General features: G+C 68.2%; 20 protein-coding genes. 3 read left to right on the forward strand and 17 right to left on the reverse strand.

Annotated elements, in window-relative coordinates:
• Window positions 1-3 precede the first annotated feature (3 nt).
• From nuoE to SK803_RS39715, 6 genes are all read right to left on the reverse strand, one after another.
• Window positions 4-720 (reverse strand): NADH-quinone oxidoreductase subunit NuoE, encoded by a 717-nt coding sequence (gene nuoE, locus SK803_RS39690; RefSeq protein ID WP_319971350.1) that lies wholly within the window; start codon window positions 718-720, stop codon window positions 4-6.
• On the reverse strand, window positions 717-2,102 hold the full coding sequence (locus tag SK803_RS39695) for an NADH-quinone oxidoreductase subunit D (RefSeq protein ID WP_319971351.1): 1,386 nt from the start codon (window positions 2,100-2,102) through the stop codon (window positions 717-719). Before SK803_RS39695 ends, nuoE begins: the two co-directional genes overlap by 4 nt.
• The gene (locus SK803_RS39700) at window positions 2,099-2,842 is read right to left on the reverse strand and encodes an NADH-quinone oxidoreductase subunit C (protein ID WP_319971352.1); all 744 of its coding nucleotides are present in this window, start codon (window positions 2,840-2,842) and stop codon (window positions 2,099-2,101) included. The genes SK803_RS39695 and SK803_RS39700 overlap by 4 nt, the downstream gene beginning before the upstream one ends.
• Window positions 2,839-3,390, reverse strand: coding sequence for a NuoB/complex I 20 kDa subunit family protein (locus tag SK803_RS39705; RefSeq protein WP_065915907.1), 552 nt, complete (start codon window positions 3,388-3,390; stop codon window positions 2,839-2,841). The genes SK803_RS39700 and SK803_RS39705 overlap by 4 nt, the downstream gene beginning before the upstream one ends.
• Window positions 3,391-3,397: 7 nt before the next feature.
• A complete protein-coding gene (locus SK803_RS39710) occupies window positions 3,398-3,763 on the reverse strand; it encodes an NADH-quinone oxidoreductase subunit A (RefSeq protein WP_319971353.1) in 366 nt (121 codons plus the stop codon).
• A 266-nt stretch (window positions 3,764-4,029) separates the two neighbouring features.
• Window positions 4,030-5,295: a geranylgeranyl reductase family protein gene (locus SK803_RS39715; protein WP_319971354.1), complete on the reverse strand. Its 1,266-nt coding sequence runs from the start codon at window positions 5,293-5,295 to the stop codon at window positions 4,030-4,032.
• A 151-nt stretch (window positions 5,296-5,446) separates the two neighbouring features.
• Here SK803_RS39715 and SK803_RS39720 point away from each other — a divergent pair, with 151 nt between their 5' ends.
• Complete coding sequence (locus tag SK803_RS39720; RefSeq protein ID WP_319971355.1) at window positions 5,447-6,490, forward strand: hypothetical protein; 1,044 nt, start codon at window positions 5,447-5,449, stop codon at window positions 6,488-6,490.
• A 74-nt stretch (window positions 6,491-6,564) separates the two neighbouring features.
• Here SK803_RS39720 and SK803_RS39725 read toward each other — a convergent pair whose 3' ends face one another.
• Genes SK803_RS39725 through SK803_RS39735 form a run of 3 tightly spaced genes read right to left on the reverse strand, consistent with a single transcriptional unit; the run spans window position 6,565 to window position 9,488 of the window.
• The gene (locus SK803_RS39725; protein WP_319971356.1) at window positions 6,565-7,284 is read right to left on the reverse strand and encodes a demethylmenaquinone methyltransferase; all 720 of its coding nucleotides are present in this window, start codon (window positions 7,282-7,284) and stop codon (window positions 6,565-6,567) included.
• Between the two features lie 36 nt (window positions 7,285-7,320).
• Window positions 7,321-8,418: a glycosyltransferase gene (locus SK803_RS39730; protein WP_319971357.1), complete on the reverse strand. Its 1,098-nt coding sequence runs from the start codon at window positions 8,416-8,418 to the stop codon at window positions 7,321-7,323.
• Window positions 8,415-9,488 carry a glycosyltransferase family 4 protein gene (locus SK803_RS39735; protein ID WP_319971358.1) on the reverse strand — a complete coding sequence of 358 codons (1,074 nt, stop codon included), beginning with the start codon at window positions 9,486-9,488 and terminating at the stop codon, window positions 8,415-8,417. Before SK803_RS39735 ends, SK803_RS39730 begins: the two co-directional genes overlap by 4 nt.
• A gap of 144 nt (window positions 9,489-9,632) precedes the next feature.
• Between SK803_RS39735 and SK803_RS39740 the strand changes: the two genes are divergently transcribed.
• Window positions 9,633-10,466 carry an inositol monophosphatase family protein gene (locus tag SK803_RS39740; protein WP_319971359.1) on the forward strand — a complete coding sequence of 278 codons (834 nt, stop codon included), beginning with the start codon at window positions 9,633-9,635 and terminating at the stop codon, window positions 10,464-10,466.
• Here the strand turns inward: SK803_RS39740 and SK803_RS39745 are convergent.
• From SK803_RS39745 to SK803_RS39780, 8 genes are all read right to left on the reverse strand, one after another.
• Complete coding sequence (locus SK803_RS39745; RefSeq protein WP_319971360.1) at window positions 10,451-11,068, reverse strand: hypothetical protein; 618 nt, start codon at window positions 11,066-11,068, stop codon at window positions 10,451-10,453. The genes SK803_RS39740 and SK803_RS39745 overlap by 16 nt on opposite strands.
• Before the next feature lie 120 nt (window positions 11,069-11,188).
• Window positions 11,189-11,755 (reverse strand): hypothetical protein, encoded by a 567-nt coding sequence (locus SK803_RS39750; protein WP_319971361.1) that lies wholly within the window; start codon window positions 11,753-11,755, stop codon window positions 11,189-11,191.
• Between the two features lie 38 nt (window positions 11,756-11,793).
• Window positions 11,794-12,834: a 1,2-phenylacetyl-CoA epoxidase subunit PaaE gene (gene paaE, locus SK803_RS39755; protein ID WP_319971362.1), complete on the reverse strand. Its 1,041-nt coding sequence runs from the start codon at window positions 12,832-12,834 to the stop codon at window positions 11,794-11,796.
• Window positions 12,835-13,326 carry a 1,2-phenylacetyl-CoA epoxidase subunit PaaD gene (paaD, locus tag SK803_RS39760; RefSeq protein ID WP_319971363.1) on the reverse strand — a complete coding sequence of 164 codons (492 nt, stop codon included), beginning with the start codon at window positions 13,324-13,326 and terminating at the stop codon, window positions 12,835-12,837.
• Entirely contained in the window at window positions 13,323-14,207 is an 885-nt protein-coding gene (paaC, locus tag SK803_RS39765) for a 1,2-phenylacetyl-CoA epoxidase subunit PaaC (protein WP_319971364.1), read from the reverse strand. Before paaC ends, paaD begins: the two co-directional genes overlap by 4 nt.
• On the reverse strand, window positions 14,204-14,488 hold the full coding sequence (gene paaB, locus SK803_RS39770) for a 1,2-phenylacetyl-CoA epoxidase subunit PaaB (protein WP_090065945.1): 285 nt from the start codon (window positions 14,486-14,488) through the stop codon (window positions 14,204-14,206). Before paaB ends, paaC begins: the two co-directional genes overlap by 4 nt.
• Window positions 14,485-15,426, reverse strand: a complete 942-nt coding sequence (gene paaA / locus SK803_RS39775; RefSeq protein ID WP_319971365.1) for a 1,2-phenylacetyl-CoA epoxidase subunit PaaA — start codon at window positions 15,424-15,426, stop codon at window positions 14,485-14,487. Before paaA ends, paaB begins: the two co-directional genes overlap by 4 nt.
• 9 nt (window positions 15,427-15,435) lie before the next feature.
• Window positions 15,436-15,882 carry a DUF3592 domain-containing protein gene (locus SK803_RS39780; protein WP_319971366.1) on the reverse strand — a complete coding sequence of 149 codons (447 nt, stop codon included), beginning with the start codon at window positions 15,880-15,882 and terminating at the stop codon, window positions 15,436-15,438.
• 63 nt (window positions 15,883-15,945) lie between these two features.
• On the opposite strand from SK803_RS39780, the gene SK803_RS39785 reads away from it, so the two are divergent.
• Window positions 15,946-17,178, forward strand: coding sequence for an isochorismate synthase (locus SK803_RS39785; protein ID WP_319971367.1), 1,233 nt, complete (start codon window positions 15,946-15,948; stop codon window positions 17,176-17,178).
• The last annotated feature ends 19 nt before the right edge of the window (window positions 17,179-17,197 follow it).

Raw genomic sequence — 17,197 nt, forward strand, 5'->3', positions numbered from 1 at the left:
CCCCTACTTCTTTTCCGGCAGGGCGGGGAACTCGGCGTTGGCCGGCATCTTCGGTGCGTCCCAGCCGCGGTCCTTCGCGATCTGGGCGCCTCGAAGCGTTTCCGGTGCCGCCGACGGTCCGTCGAGGTCCGCGTCGCGACCCTCGAAGAAGCCGGCGAGCTGCAGTTCCGCCTGCTTGAAATCGGTGAGCGGGGCGCCGCGCGTCGGGGCGGGCTTTTCCCCTGACTGCAACGCCTTCACGAGTCCCAGCGCCTTGTCCGGCGTCTGGTTGTCGTAGAACTCGTAGTTCACCTGGAGCACCGGGCCGAGGTCGCACGCGGCGAGGCACTCGGCGTGCTCCAGGGTGATCGAGCCCGGCGTGCCCGGCTCGCCCGCGGTCTCCTCGTGACCCACCCCGAGGTGGCTCTTGAGGGTCGCGTAGATGTCGTCGCCGCCGAGCGCCGCGCACAGCGTGTTCGTGCACACGCTGACCAGGTGCTCACCGCACGGACGGCGCTTGTACATGGTGTAGAACGTCGCGACCGCGCTGACCTCGGCCTCGCTCAGGTCGAGCTGCCCGGCGCAGAACCGGATGCCCTCCTGTGAGACGTAGCCCTCGACCGACTGCACCAGGTGCAGCATCGGCAGCAGCGCACTGCGGGCCTGCGGGTAGCGGGCGATGATCGCCTGCGCGCGGTCCGCGGTGGACTGGTCAAAGGTCTGTTCTGGAGCCTGAGTCATCGGTCGCAACCACCCATCACCGGGTCGATCGAGGCGACGGACGCGATGACGTCGGCGACCATGCCGCCCTCGCACATCGCGGGCATCGACTGGAGGTTCACGAAACTGGGTTCGCGCAGGTGCACGCGCATCGGGCGGGTGCCGCCGTCGGAGACGACGTGGTAGCCCAGCTCGCCACGCGGCGACTCGACCGGCACGTAGACCTGGCCGGCCGGCACCTTGAAGCCCTCGGTCACCAGCTTGAAGTGGTGGATGAGGGACTCCATGGACTGACCCATGATCTTGCGGACGTGCTCGAGCGAGTTGCCCATGCCGTCGCTGCCGATCGTGAGCTGCGCGGGCCACGCGATCTTGGCGTCCTCGACCATCACCGGACCGGTCGGCAGGCTCTTCACGACCTGCTTGATGATCTTCAGCGACTGGTGCATCTCCTCGAGCCGCAGCAGGTACCGCGCGAAGCAGTCCGCCGCGTTCGAGGTCGGGACGTCGAACGAGTAGTTCTCGTAGCCGCAGTACGGCTCGATCTTGCGCAGGTCCCAGGCGAGGCCGGCGGAGCGCAGGATCGGACCGGTGATGCCGAGCGCGAGGCACGCGTCGACGGGCAGGTAACCCACGCCCGCCATGCGGTTGCGCCAGATCGGCTGACCGGTGAGCAGCTTGTCGTAGTCCGGCAGCCGCTTTTCCATGATCTTGACGAACGCGGTGATCTTCTCGACCGCGTCGTCCGGCAGGTCCTGCGCGAGGCCGCCGGGACGGATGAACGCGTGGTTCATCCGCAGGCCGGTGAGGTGCTCCAGCAGGTGCAGAGCCTCTTCGCGCTCGCGGAAGCCGGAGGTCATGCCGGTGAGGGCGCCGAGCTCCATGCCGCCGGTGGCCAGCGCGACCAGGTGCGAGCTGATGCGGTTGATCTCCATCAGCAGCACGCGGATGGCCTGCGCCTTGTCCGGGACCGTGACGCCGAGCAGCTTCTCGACCGCCATGCAGTACGCGGCCTCGTGGTGCAGCGGCGCCAGGTAGTCGGTGCGCGTCACGAACGTGACGCCCTGGACCCAGTTGCGGTACTCGACGTTCTTCTCGATACCCGTGTGCAGGTAGCCGATGACGCTGCGGGCGTGGGTGACCGTCTCACCCTCGAGCTCCAGCACCAGGCGGAGCACGCCGTGCGTCGACGGGTGCTGCGGGCCGAGGTTCATGACGATGCGCTCGTCGTGGACCGCGTCCGCGAGCACCTCGTCCCAGTCGCCGCCGGTCACCGTGTAGACGGTGCCCTCGGTGGTCTTCCTGGAGTCGGCGATCTCCGGGGTCTCGGTGGTCTCGACGCTGTCGCGCCCAGGACCACTCGTGTCGGTGCCCGTGGTGACGTCGGAAAGCCGCTCGGTCATGAGTAGGACCGCCTCTGGTCCGGCGGAGGAATCTCCGCGCCCTTGTACTCCACCGGGATGCCGCCCAGCGGGTAGTCCTTGCGCTGGGGGTGTCCGTCCCAGTCGTCCGGCATGAGGATGCGGGTCAGTCCGGGGTGACCGTCGTAGATGATCCCGAACATGTCCCAGGTCTCGCGCTCCTGCCAGTCCGCCGTCGGGTAGACCTCGACGAGGCTCGGCACGTGCGGGTTCTCGACGTCGACCGCGACCTCCAGCCGGATGCGGCGGCGGTACGTCATCGACGTCAGGTGCGTGACCGAGTGCAGGCGCTGCGGCACGTCGGCGCCGTAGTCCACACCGGACACCGAGCTGCAGAGCTCGAAGCGCAGCGACGGGGTGTCGCGCAGGATCCGCGCGACCTCCAGCAACGTCTCCGGCAGGAGGTAGAAGGTGATCTCGCCGCGGTCGACCGTCACCTGCTGCACCGTGTCGGCGGGCAGGCCCTTGTCGCTGATCGCGGCGAACAGCTCGTCTGCGACCTCGTCGAACCAGCCCCCGAACGGGCGCTCGGCGGGCGCGGCGACGTGAGCCGGCAGGCGCAGACCGCCGAAGCCCGACGTGTCACCGGAGCCGGTGACGCCGAAGAGGCCCTTGCGCTCATGGCCGGCGAACAGCGGCGCTTTGGCCTCAGCCCCGTTGGTCTTCTCGAGGCCCTCGACAGCGCGGTCGGCGCTGGAGTGCTCTCCCCCTGGCTCGGTCACTTCTTCCTCGCAAAACGCTCGGAGGACGGGATGAGATCGGTGCGGTAGCCCGAGTCGGCGAGTGCCTTGGCGCGCACGGCGTTGAGCGGCTCGTCCATGATCTTGGCGTGGATCTTGAGGATCGCGTCCATCAACATCTCCGGCCGCGGCGGGCAGCCCGGCAGGTACATGTCGACGGGCACGACGTGGTCGACGCCCTGCACCACCGCGTAGTTGTTGAACATGCCGCCACTGCTGGCGCACACGCCCATGGCCAGCACCCAGCGCGGCTCGGGCATCTGGTCGTAGATCTGCCGCAGCACCGGCGCCATCTTGTTGGTGACGCGGCCCGCGACGATCATCAGGTCCGCCTGGCGCGGTGAGGCCCTGAAGACCTCCATGCCGAAGCGGGCCAGGTCGTACCGCGGTCCACCCGTCGTCATCATCTCGATGGCGCAGCAGGCCAGGCCGAAGGTGGCAGGCCACAGCGAGGACTTGCGGGTCCAGTTGACCAGCTTCTCGACGCTGACCAGCAGGATGCCGTTCGGGAGCTTCTCCTCGAGACCCATGACTTCCTCAGTTCCAGTCGAGGCCGCCGCGACGCCACACGTAGACGTACGCGAAGCCGACCGTGGCGATGAACAGAACGATCTCCACCAGCCCGAACAGGCCGAGCTTGTCGGCGGTCACGGCGAACGGGTAGAGGAAGACCATTTCGATGTCGAACAAGATGAAGAGCATCGCCGTCAGGTAGTAGGCGACGGGCATGCGCCCACCACCCACGACCGGCTGCGGGCTCGGCTCGATGCCGCACTCGTAGGCGTCGAGCTTCGCCTTGTTGTAGCGGCGGGGTCCGATGTAGGGCGCTGCGGTCACCGAGAACAGGGCGAACGCCCCGGCGAGCGCGAACATCAATACGAGGGGGAGGTAAGGGTCAAGCACGCTCCGTCGTCCTTTCCTCGCGGTCGAGGCGCACCCTAAGGGTGTTGTTCTTCGACTCGTTTGTTAGGCGAACCTAACAAACGCTTGTGAAACAGTTCACAAGCTTGTTCAGACCGTTGTGAAGTGATTCACAAGGTCGATGGCCAGTGTAGAACGCCTGTAAATGACCTAGATCACAGGGTCTGACCTGGGGCTTTAACTTGCCCGACACATGCGAAACGGCACCGGCTCGTATTGAGCCGGTGCCGTCACCTATTCGGAGTAATTTACGCGCTGGGAGCGAGCTTCGTGGCGGCCACGATGAGGCGGTCCATTGAGTCGCCGTCCTTCGGGTCGTAGAGGCCCGCAAGTAGCTTGAGCACCAGTTTCATCAGGCGTTTGCGCGGCATTCCGTACTTCGTTGCGGTCCGCATGATCGCCGGATTACCGATGAGCTTCGAGAAGACGTTCCCGAGCCGGTAGTAGCTGCCGAGGGCCTCTTCGATCCGGACCGGGTAGCCGTGCAGCGCCCGTTCACGGTTGACGCCCGTCCGTGCGAGGGCCTGGACGACACTTTCGGACGCGATCCTGGCCGACTCCATGGCGTAGCCGATGCCCTCGCCGTTGAAGGGGTTGACCATGCCGCCGGCGTCGCCCACCAGGACGAGGCCCGCGCGGTAGTGCGGCTTGCGGTTGAGGCCCATGGGCAGCGCGGCGCCACCGATGCGGCTCGTCGCGTTCTCCTCGCGGAAGCCCCACTCCTCCGGCGTGCCGTCCAGCCAGGAGCGCAGCAGCTGCCGGTAGTCCGTGGTGCCGTAAGCCTTGGACGTGCTGAGAATGCCGAGGCCGACGTTCACGCTGCCGTCGCCCATGCCGAAGATCCAGCCGTAACCGGGCAGCAGCTTCCCGTCCGGCGCCCACAGCTCGAGGTGCGACTCGAGGTAGTCGTCCTTGGTGCGCGGGCTCGCGTAGTACCGGCGAACCGCGACACCCATGGGCTTCGCGTCGTCCTTCTGCAACCCGACGGACAGCGCCAGCCGCGCTGACACACCGTCACACCCGACGACGATCGGCGCGCGGTAGGTGACCGGGTTCTTCTCCGGCCCCTGCTTGGCCTCGACGCCGACGACCCGGCCGTTCTCGATGATGGCCTTGGTGACCGTGGTGTTCTCGTGCATGCGCGCGCCGGCCGCCTTCGCCGCGTTCGCGAGCATCTCGTCGAAGTCCATCCGCGGGCGCACGAGGCCGTAGTTGGGGAACGTGGCCAGATCAGGCCAGTCCAGCTCCATCGTGACGCCGCCGCCCACCACGCGGAGGCCCTTGTTGTGGAGCCAGCCGTTCTCTTCGCGGGTGTCGATGCCGAGGTCGATGAGTTGCTTGACGCCTCGGGGGGTCAGGCCGTCGCCGCAGACCTTCTCCCTGGGGAAGGTGCTCTTCTCCAGGAGGAGAACGTCGAGGCCCGCCCTGGCCAGGTAGGTCGCCGCGGTAGAGCCCGCCGGTCCCGCCCCCACCACGATGACGTCGGCGTCCTCGTTGATCCCGCGCCTGCTCATCCAGACTCCCTACGTGTACCCGTCACAGCTCACAGCTCTGCTCGCGACTCTAACCGCCCCATCCTGAGACCCCACCTGCCCACCGCACCCACCCTTGCCTTCTCGCACGCGGGGTCCTCGCGTGCTCCCCAAAGGTACGAAAGCTCCCCGCGTGCGCTTCAAGATGGCGAGTTGTCCACATGTCGATCAAGGGCTGGTTGAACTTGACGTCGATGTGCCGATGATTGGCCGAGTGACAAAGACCCGATCGATCGACTACGGCCTGCTCGCTGACGCCTTCGAGGACGCGGTGGCCTCCCGCAGGCACCTGCTCGGGCTTGGGTTCAGCAGCAACACGCTCGCCAGGAAGTGCCGTCCCGGAGGTGGCTGGACACGGTTGTTCCTCGGTGTCTACCTGCTCACCGGCGGGATGCCGAGCAGGCAGCAACTCGTACGTGGCGCGCTGCTCCGGGCCGGCCCGCTGACTTTCATCACAGGTATCGAGGCCGCCCGCAGATACGGGGTCCGCAGGCTACCGGCTGATCAACGCATCCATGTCCTGGTCCCGCATGGCCGCCGTGTCACCAGCCAAGGTCCGATGCTCGTCGAACGTACCAACCGGCCATGGAACGGAACCCTGATCGACGGACTGCCTGTCGTGACGCTCGCCCGTTCGCTCATCGACGCAGCCCGGAAGGAGGGCCGCATTGACGTGATCCGAGCGTTCATCGCGGACGCAGTCCAGCGGCAGCTCTGCTCGCTTGAGTCGCTCGCCGACGAACTGAAGTACCAGCGGCTTGGCGGCACTTCACTGCCTAGGCGGGTGTTGGAAGAGGTCGGCGACGGTGTTCGTTCGGCGGCCGAGGCCTGGTCTCGCTCTTTGGTCCACCGGTCTTCGCTGCCACGACCCCAATGGAACGTGCTGATCCGCTCAGCGTCGGGAGTGCAACTTGCCGTCGTCGACGGCTGGTGGAATGAGGTTGGGCTCGCGTGGCAGATCGACTCGCTGGAGTTCCATCTGGCTCCGGAGGACTACGCACGGACCATGGCTCAGCATTCCGCTCTTCTGGCCAATGGAGTGATGACGGTCCACACGGTCCCGTCGCGGCTGAAGAAGGATCCAGGAGGCGTCATCGACGAGTTGAGAGGCGCGTACCGCGCTGCGGCCGAACGGCCCAAGCCGCGCGTGTCGGCAACGCTGTGGCGCCCGATTTAGGTGCACGCGGGGAGCTTCCGTACCGCAGGAGCGCACGAGAGGGCCCTGCGTGCAGCAAGGTAAGCGGAGGCGGGTCAGGGCGCCGGCTCGGCCGCGGCCTCGTCCGCCTTGGGCTTCGTCGCGCGGTGCAGGGCCACCATGCCGCCGGTCAGGTTGAACCACGCGACGTCCTCCCAGCCCGCCTTCTCGATCAGTTCGCCCAGAGCGCGCTGGTTCGGCCAGGTCGCCATGGACTCGGCCAGGTAGGAGTAGGCCACGGGGTTGCTCGACACGAACTTCGCGATGAGCGGCAGCAGTTTGAGCAGGTAGCGCATGTAGACGAAGCGGAACGGCTTCCACACCGGGGTGGAGACCTCGCAGATCACCATGCGGCCGCCCGGCTTGGTGACGCGGGCCATCTCCTGCAACGCCACGACGGTGTCGTTGAAGTTGCGGATGCCGAAGGACACCGTGACGGCGTCGAACGAGTTGTCCTTGAAGGGCAGGCGCAGGGCGTCTGCCGCCACCTTGGGGACGCGGCGGTGGGCGCCGGACGCGAGCATGCCCACGGAGAAGTCCGCGGCCACGCACCAGGCGCCGGACGCGGCGTATTCGACGGTGGACACCGCGGTGCCGGCGGCCAGGTCGAGGACCTTCTCGCCGGGGCGGGCGTCGAGCACCCGGCGGCTCCACTCCCGCCAGCGGCGGTCGAAGCCCAGCGTCATGACCGAGTTCGTGCGGTCGTAGCCCTTGGCCACGCCGTCGAACATCTCGGCGACCTCGCGCGGGTTCTTGTCCAAGCCGGCTCGCGACATGTTCTAGAGACTAAGTCAGGGCGCCTGAGATCATCTTCAGGGCACCTTCAGAGCCGTGAGCATGCCGTCCACCGCCGCGTGCCACGGGTACTCCTCGGCGCGGGCTCTGGCGGCCTCCCGCGAGCCGGAGGCCAGGAGCCGCTGAGCGGCCGCAGCGAAGGCGACCGCGTGGTCGTCGACGGCGGCGCCGCACGACGGTTGGACGATCTCCTTCAGCGCGCTGCTCTGGCTGACGACGACCGGGGTGCCGCTCGCCAGTGCTTCCAGGGCGGCCAGGCCGAACGTCTCGTGCGGGCCGGGTGCCAGCGAGAGGTCGGCACTCGCCAGCAGTGAGGCAACGTCCAAACGCGACTTCACGAAGCCGAGGAACGTCACCGGCAGGCCCGCCGCGCGCTTCTCCAGTGAAGCGCGGCGAGGGCCGTCGCCGGCGATCACCAGGCGGGCGGAGTGACCCTGCTCGTGCAGTTCGGCGAGGGTGTCGACGGAGCGTTCGACGGCCTTCTCCGGCGAGAGCCGTCCACAGTGGATCAGAAGGTTCTCCTTGCCCTGCAAGAGATCCCGTCGCAGGTCCACCGAGTGCCGAAGCGGGGTGAAGGTGGTGAGGTCGACGCCCAGCGGTACCTGGGTGACGTTCGCGGCGCCGATGCGGTCGAACTCCTCGCGCGCGAAAGCGGTCGTGCAGACGACGGTGTCGTAGGAGGCGGCCATGCGGCGGTTGGCCCAGTCGGCGCCGCGCACGGCAGGGCTCTCCGGCAGCACGAACTGCAGCAGGCGATCCAGGCGTTCGTGGGAGATCACGATGTTCGGAATGCCGCGCTCGCTCGCCCACGCGCCCATGCCGCGCAACGTCAGCCGGTCGGAGACCTCCAGCCGGTCCGGCTTCAGGTGCTCCATCAGGGACTTGACGCGCCACGGATCCACCACGCGGTAGCCGCCGGTGTACGGGATCTTGACGGCCGGCAGCGTGATGCGGCGGACCCCGCCGGGCAGCACCTCGTCCGCGCGCCGGTCGCCCGGCACCACCAGCACCACCTCGTGACCCGACTGCACGTAGCCGGTGCCCAGGTGGTGCAGTGCCGTGCGGAGTCCGCCCGACTTGGGTCCGTAGAAGTTGGCTAGCTGAACGATCCTCAAGCGGCCGCCTGGTGAGTTAGTCCGATCACCGCAGCGTAGTGACCCATCAGCTCGTCACAGATCGCAGGCCAGGTGCGGGAGAGCACCGACTTGCGGGCGGCGAGACCGAACCGCTTGCGCCGCAGCGGGTCGCGCAGGAGTTCCGCGTACTGCGCGATGTCGTCCTCGAAGAGGTACCCGGTCCGGCCGTGGTGGACCAGGTCACGCGGGCCGCCGGCGTTCGGCGCGAGCACCGGCAGGCCGGACGCGAGCGCCTCCTGCACGGCCTGGCAGAACGTCTCGTGCGGTCCGGTGTGGATGAAGACGTCGAGCGAGGCGTAGGCCTCGGCGAGCGCCTGGCCGGTGCGGAAGCCGAGGAACTCCGCGTTGGGCAGGTCGCGTTCCAGTTGCTCGCGGTCCGGGCCGTCGCCGACGATCCGCAACTTCACGCCCGGCAGGTCGTGGAGTTCGCGCAGCCGGTGCACCTGCTTCTCCGGCGCGAGGCGTCCGACGTAGCCCACGGTGAGCTCGTCGTTGTGCTTGGGGCGCGGGTGGAAGAGGTCGATGTCGACGCCGCGGCCCCACCGGTGCACGCGCGGCACACCGTGCACCTCCAACGCCTCGACCGCGGAACTGGACGGCGCCAGCGTGCGATCGGCCAGCGTGTGCAGGCGCTTGGTCCACCGCCACGCGGCGCGCTTGGTGAGCCCGAGACCGTAGTTGCCGGCGAACCCCGCGACGTCGGTCTGGTAGACCGCGACGGTCGGCACGTCGAGCTTGCGCGCGGCCCTGAGACCGTACGCACCCAGCACGAACGGCGACGCGAGGTGCACGACGTCCGGCTGGAAGTCAGCCAGCTCGTGCAGCACTCTCGGGCTCGGCACCCCGATGGGCAGACTCGTCACCATGGGCACGTCGACCGCGGAAACTCTGACGACGGGCGTGCCGTGGTGTTCGTCCGCTCCGGCGCCGGGGGCGACGACGATCGCCTGGTGGCCGTTGCGGCGCAGGTGCTCCAGGACACGGAGCACGGAGTTGGAGACCCCGTTCACCTGGGGCAGGAAGCTCTCGGTCACGATCGCTACGCGCACAAGGACACCTTGTAGTGCTGGTGTGAAGTCCGCGTGACGCGAAATTTGACGCGGTCAGAACACCTCACGTCGTGGCCAGGTGATCGTCGATTCGTCATCTTCGATTAGGTTGCCGGTCACCCGACGCGGTGAAACTAGGCCAGCATGACCGTCTTGTCGTCTCGCCCCGCGCACCCAGTCGATCCCGGACTGGTGTCCATCGCGCTGGAAGTGGCTGGCCGCCTGGCGAACGACGCCTCCGACGTCATCATGGCCACCGCCGGCCGCGGCGTACGTCCCGACTCCGACGAGTCGCCGTTCGACTGGGTCACCGACACCGACCGCACCCTGGAACGCCACACCCGCCGCGTGCTCACCGCCGAGTTCCCCGCGATTCCCGTGTTCTGTGAGAATTCTGACGCCGACGTCCCCGGCGACTCCGAGTTCCGCTGGGTGGTGGACCCGGTCGACGGCACCGCGAACTACACCGCGGGCATGCCCTGGTGCGCCTACAGCCTTGCCCTTGTGGACCGCTGGGGCCCCGTGGTCGGCGTGGTGGCCGACCCGTACCGCTCCCAGATCTACGCCGCCGCCCGCGGCCGCGGCATGCGCGCCAACGGCACACCGGTCCGCCTGACCGAGCGTCAGGGCGATTCCCTGGTGGTGTGCACCGAGATGACCCGAACGGGCCCGTGGCCCGGAATGGGTGAATTCATCTCCACGGCCGCGATAGCAGGCACCGGCGTGCGCGTTCTGGGCTCGAAATGCCTAGCCGTGGCACAAGTGGCGTTGGGCCACGTCGCCGCCGCAGTGCTGCACGGCTATCACGAGTGGGACGTAGCCGGTGCCGTGTCACTGGCAGTGGAGTCCGGTGCGGTCGTGCTCGACAGACGCGGCGAGGGCGCTCAACTGCCCGTGGACGGCCTACTGGTGGCCGCGCCAGACGCAGCCGACGAGGTCCTGGGCTGGTGGCAGTCCGCGCTTCAGGTCGACAACTGAGGAAGCTGCTTCTCCAGCACCTCGAGGTGCGTGCGCGCCTCGTCCAACTCCGGGTGGTCGAACATCTGCAACGCGACCCGGCCGACCTCGTTCTCGAACTGGTGGAAGTCGTGCGCGGCCTTGAGCAGCCGCTGGTACACCGGATGCTGCCGGTCGACCGCACCGAGCGCCCTGCCCAGCTGCGCGATGCCGCGGACGTCGTCGAGCTCCTTCGTCAGCTGCTCGCTGATCCTCTGCAACCAGTCGTTGGCCGCAGACTTGGGCACCGTCTGAACAGCCGCCGCGACTCGTCTCGTGGACTCCGCACAACGTTCGACCATCTCGGACCACATGTCGTAAGGCTGCTGCGGCGTCGGCAGATATGCGGGCCTGGGCTGGCTGGGGCGCTGGATCGACCGGCGGACGAAGCCGATGCCCGTGCCGATCGCGAGGCCGGGGATGCCGCCGAAGGTCAGCGAGATGACCATCATCGCGATGATCGTCACGAAGAGCGAGGAGGGACGCTCGCTGGGAACGCTCACCTCGACGAGAACCGTGAGGGCGCCCATGAGCAGGGTGCCGGCTGCGGCACCCCAGAGCGCTGAACGGACGACAACCCCCATGGCTCGTGATCGTGCCATGTTCACCGCGCGTTTGCGGTCCATCGGGAATCAATCAGCTGCGAATCATCTCTGCTATAGTTCTTGTTGCCGGTTCCAGTAGGAGCCGGAAGTGGACCCGGTTCACCGTCCGGACGGTCGGTTGCCGGGTTTCGCGCTTTCTGGGCACTGGTCGAGCCGCACCACCGCATCAAGCATCGGCTGGACGCGTTGCCGCCAGTCGCCTCCCGCGCCGAAACACCACGCGAGTGCATCGCTCGCCCACAGGACTGGGTCTTCGGCTGGACGCAGGTGCTCGTAGGTGAACGGCTCGTCGACCTTCTCCAGCGCCAATGCCAGGGTTTGCCGATCGCGCACATCTTGGTGCGCACAACTCTCGATTGCCAGCCGCGTGACACCGCGTTCCTGGAGCCAGGCCGCCGCAGCGGACAAGCAAAGCTGCCGGGCGTGGACGTCGTCCGAGTCGCGAACCGTCCAGACCGCAGCCCGCAGCTCCAGTTCACGCAGCCGGGAGACAACCTCCCGCCGCCGTGAATCGCCCTCCTTCTTGAAATGCACCCGACGCTGGCCGGGCTTCACCAACCGACGCAGGGCAGAGCGAATCTTGTCCAGCTCACGCGGACGAACAACAACCGCGACGACCAGGTAGGTCGTACCTCGTCGCGACTCATCCAGAAAACCGTGCCACATGGACCATATGGTCTCAAAGGAGTAACGAGCTACTCCGTTCAGGCGTCGAAGTCGACCGTCACGCATTCGCTGGTCGGCAACGCCTGACAGGTCAGCACGAACCCCGCCGCCACCTCGGACTCGTCCAGCGCGTAGTTGCGCCGCATCTCGACGGACCCCTCGGTGACCAGCGCCCGGCACGTGCCGCACACCCCGCCCTTGCAGGCGAACGGCAGATCCGCGCGAACGCGCTGGGCAGCGTCCAAGATCGGCTCGTCGGCGGGCAACGGCAGGGTCGTCGACTTGCCGTCCAGCACCACGGTCACGGACGCGGCGGCGTCGATCACGGCCTCGGCCCGGCGTGGCGGGGGCGGCGGCTCGTCGACGTAGAAGAGCTCGTGGTGCACGCGATCCGCAGGGACGCCGCGGTCGCGCAGCACGGCGGTGGCGTCCTGGACCATCTCGTAGGGGCCGCACAGCCACCATTCGTCGATGGCCTCGAACGGGACGACGCTGCCGAACAGCGCGGTCAGCTTCTCGGCGTTCAGGCGGCCGGTGAACAGTTCCACGTCGCGGGGTTCGCGGGACAGGACGTGGATCAGCTGGAACGTGGCCGGGTAGCGGTCCTTCAGGTCGGCCAGTTCGTCGGCGAACATCACCGTGTTGGTGCTGCGGTTGCCGTACAGCAGGGTCACGCGGGCGCCGGTGGCCAGCACGGTCGCGGCGATCGACAGGGCCGGGGTGATGCCGGAGCCGGCGACCACGAAGCCGTGGTGCGTGCCGACACCGGTCGGGGAGAACTTGCCGAGCGGTGGGAGGACTTCGAGCACGTCACCGGGAGCGACGCGATCCACCAGCCACGTGGAGAACTGGCCGCCGTCGACGCGGCGCACGCCGATTCGGGGTGCGGCGCCGTGGGGTGCGCAGATCGAGTACGAGCGGCGTTCGTCGCCCTGGCGCAGGGTCAGGTACTGGCCCGCGGCGAAGGCGAAGTCCTCGGACAGGTCCGCCGGCACGTCGAAGGTGACGGCCACGGCGTCGTCGCAGAGGCGGTCGACGTGGGCGACCGTCAGCTTGTGGAAGGCAGCGCGGCGGGCCACTCAGATCTCCTTGACGTGCTCGAACGGTTCGGCGCAGGCGTGGCAGCGGCGCAGGGCCTTGCACGCGGTCGAGCCGAACCGAGAAATCTCCGAGGTGTTCAGCGAGCCGCACTGCGGGCACGCGACCTGCCGGGACGGCGGCACGAGGTTCAGCGGCACCGGGCCGACAGCAGCAGGACCAACACGGGACGGCGGCGCGATGCCCGCGGCCGCCAGCTTCGAGCGGCCTTCGGAGCTGATCCAGTCCGTCGTCCAGGCCGGCGACAGGGACAGGCGCACCTCGACCTGCTCGTAGCCCGCGGAGATCAACGAACGGCGCAGGTCAGCGCCCATCTCGTCGATCGCGGGGCAGCCCGAGTAGGTCGGGGTGATGGTGACGACGACGCGACCGTCCTCTTCGGACACTTCGCGCAGCACGCCGAGGTCCGCGAGCGTGAGGACCGGGAGTTCCGGGTCCCGCACGGCCGAGGCGATCTCGAGTGCGGTGGTCACCAGACCGCTCCTGGCAGCGAGCGGTGCAGGTGCTGCATCTCGGCGAGCAGGTAGCCCATGGCCTCGGTGTGCACGCCGTCGCGACCGGCCATGCCCGCCACCCGCGCCGCGCGCGTGTCCGCCGGGCGGGTGAGACCAGCGGCGGACAGAACCGCCTCCAGCACACCGTCCACTTCGGACCGCAGCGAGGCCGGGTCGACCGCGACGCCGGCGAGAGCAACTTCCACGGCGTGTGTCGCGAACAGCTCGTCCACGAACGGCCACACGCGGTCCAGGCCGGCCTGCATGCGGCGGTGCGACTCGTCGGTGCCGTCGCCGAGCCGGACGGTCCACTGGGCGGCGTGGTCGCGGTGATAGGCCAGCTCTTTGAGGCCCTTCTCGGCGATGGCGGCGAGCACCGGGTCCGCCGAGCCGCGCAGGCGGGAGAACAGGGCCAGGCGCCACGACGAGAACACCAGCAGGCGCGCGATGGTCGTTGCGAAGTCGCCGCCGGGGCCCGGTCCGCAGTCGATCTCGGCCAGGTGCACGTTGCGGAACTCGCGTTCGTCGCGCAGGTAGGCCAGGGCGTCCTCGTCGCGGTCCAGCACCTCGCCGGCGCGCGTCAGCAGCATGCGGGCCTGGCCCAGCAGGTCCAGCGCGATGTTGGCGAGAGCGATGTCCTCTTCGAGCTCCGGAGCGCGCGAGCACCACTCGGACAAACGCTGCGAGAAGATCAACGCGTCGTCGCCGAGCATCAGGCAGTAGGCGGCAAGAGCGTCGCGGTCCACACCGGCCGGGAACTCGCGGTTCACGCCGGACAGGGCCTCTGAGAAGCCCGTCCCGAACGCCCAGTGCGCGTCCTCGTGGCCCAGCAAGGACTCGTATGCGTTGTCGAAGCTCATAGGTGCGGCACGTCCTCGGGAATCGCGTAGAACGTCGGGTGCCGGTAGACCTTGTCCCCCGCCGGCGCGAAGAACGGGTCCTTCTCGTCGGGCGAGGAGGCCGTGATCTCCGTGGCGGGCACGACCCAGATCGAGACGCCCTCGTTGCGGCGCGTGTAGACGTCACGGGCGTTGCGCAGCGCCATCTCCGCGTCCGGCGCGTGCAGCGAACCGACGTGCACGTGGTTCAGGCCGCGCTTGCCCCGCACGAACACTTCCCACAACGGCCAAGACGTGCTCACGCGGCACCTTCCTTCGCAACGGCGTGCTTCGCGGCATGTGCGGCGGCGGCCTCACGGACCCAGGCGCCGTCCTCGTGCGCCTTGCGGCGGTGGGCGATGCGCTGCTCGTTGCAGACGCCACCACCCTTGACGACCTGCCAGAACTCGTCCCAGTCCGGCGAGCCGAAGTCGTACTGGCCGCGTTCTTCGTTCCACTTGAGCTCGGGGTCCGGGAACGTCACGCCGAGCGCCTCGGCCTGCGGCATGCTCATGTTCACGAACTTCTGCCGCAGCTCGTCGTTGGTGTCGCGCTTGATCCGCCACGCCATCGACTGCTCGGTGTTCGTGGACTCCGCGTCCGGCGGGCCGAACATCATCAGCGCCGGCCACCACCACCGGTTCACCGAGTCCTGCACCATGTCGCGCTGCTGCTGGGTGCCGCGCATCATCGTCATGAGCAGCTCGTAGCCCTGACGCTGGTGGAACGACTCTTCCTTGCAGATGCGAATCATGGCGCGCGCGTACGGCCCGTAGGACGTGCGGCACAACGGCACCTGGTTGCAGATCGCGGCGCCGTCGACAAGCCAGCCGATCACGCCGACATCGGCGAACGTCAGCGTCGGGTAGTTGAAGATCGAGGAGTACTTCTGGCGGCCCTCGATGAGCTTGGTCGTCAGGTCCTCGCGGTCGGCGCCGAGCGTCTCGGTCGCCGAGTACAGGTACAGGCCGTGGCCTGCCTCGTCCTGCACCTTCGCCAGCAGGATCGCCTTGCGCCGCAGCGAGGGCGCGCGCGAGATCCAGTTGCCCTCCGGCTGCATCCCGATGATCTCGGAGTGCGCGTGCTGGGCGATCTGCCTGATCAGGGTCTTGCGGTAGCCGTCGGGCATCCAGTCGCGCGGCTCGATGCGCGATTCGGCCTGCACCGTGCGCTCAAAACGCTGCTCCAGGTCATCCGCCATGCACCGATGTTACACCCGAGTCCCGAATCTGCGTAGAACTGTCACAACCGCTGCGATGACGATCCAGACGGCCAGCAGGAAGGTCCCGACGGGAAGCAGGCTGAGCACCGCGCTCCGGCCCGCGACGCGCGTCAGTTCCGGGTTCGTCTGGTCGTACTCGACCCGCACGTTGTCCCCGACCTTCAACCCGGCCGGGTACAGCACGCCCTGGGACGGGATGATCACGCGCCCGTCCGGTGTGGCGTAGCGCACAACCGTCCTGTTGAAGGCCACGGAGTCGACCTGCGCGACCGCCTGCCCCACATTGCGTTCGATGGCCATGTCGTCCCGCCAGCAGGCGATCGGCAGCAGCACGCACACGAGCGTGACCAACCCGCCGACCACGAGCAACGTTCTACTGACCGCACGGCGGACGCGAACACCGAGCGGCGGCTTGGTCACTGCGTCCTCCACCACAACTGAGAAGTCTAGAGCCGGGCGGGTGCCGCGCTTTCAGGTTGAGGTCCATACAGTCGAGACGTGACCTCTGCACCGACATCGCGCACACGGCAGCGAATTCGCGTTCGGTCGAAGCGGGACACCGCCGGTGACCTGCTCGGACTGCTGCCAGACCCGGAGCACGCGCTCGCCTGGGTGCGCGACGGTTCAGGTCTCGTGGGGTGGGGCGAAGCGGCAAGGCTGGAGGTCAGCGGCCCGGACAGGTTCGCGCAGGCCGACAAGTGGTGGCGCGAGTTCGTCTCGCACCTCGACGTCGACGACGAACTGGGCGTGCCGGGCAGCGGCCCCGTCGCGTTCGTCTCGATGGCCTTCGCCGACGAGCCGGGCGACTCGGTGCTGATCGTCCCCGAAGTCGTGGTCGGCCGCCGCAACGGCGAGCAGTGGATCACCACGATCGGCGCCTCGGACCCGGCCCCCAACGTCGCGCCACTGTCGCGCCCCTCAACGGTCCGGTACGCGAACGGGCAGCTTCCGGTCACGCAGTACCGCGAGGCCGTGCGCTCGGCCGTCGCCCGGATGCGCGCGGGCGAACTGGACAAGGTCGTGCTGGCCCACGACCTGGTGGCTGTGACCGATCGACGGCTTGACCAGCGGTTTGTGCTTCAAGGTCTCGCACGGCGGTATCCGGAGTGCTGGGCCTACGCCGTCGACGGACTGGTCGGTGCCACGCCTGAGCTGCTGCTGCGCCGGACCGGTTCGGTCGTGGACTCGCGGGTGCTGGCCGGCACGACGTGGCCGCACGACGGTGTGTCAGACGAGGAGCTCGCGGCGGCGTTGATGTCGTCGGAGAAGAACCTCGAAGAGCACGACTACGCGATCACCTCTCTCGCGGAGACGCTCCGGCCGTACTGCACCACGATGTCGGTGGAGGGGCCTTCGGTGCTGCGACTGCCGAACGTGTCGCACCTGTCCAGCGACGTGATCGGGGAACTGTCTTCGTCCACGTCGTTGCTGCACCTCGGCGAGGCCGTGCACCCGACCGCGGCGGTGGGTGGCACGCCCCGGCTGGACGCCACGACGTTGATCTCGCAGCTCGAGGGCATGGACCGCGGGCGGTATGCCGGGCCGGTCGGGTGGATCGACGGCAACGGCGACGGTGAACTCGGCATCGCTTTGCGCTGTGCGCAGATCTCCGGGTCCACCGCACGGTTGTTCGCCGGCTGTGGGCTCGTGGCGGACTCGGATCCGGACATCGAGGTGCAGGAGGCGCACGCCAAGATGCGGCCGATGCGTGAGGCCCTCGAAGGCCTTTAGTAGTGCTTTGTTAGGCCTT

This window comes from Lentzea miocenica (genome assembly GCF_033949945.1).
GTDB lineage: Bacteria > Actinomycetota > Actinomycetes > Mycobacteriales > Pseudonocardiaceae > Lentzea > Lentzea miocenica.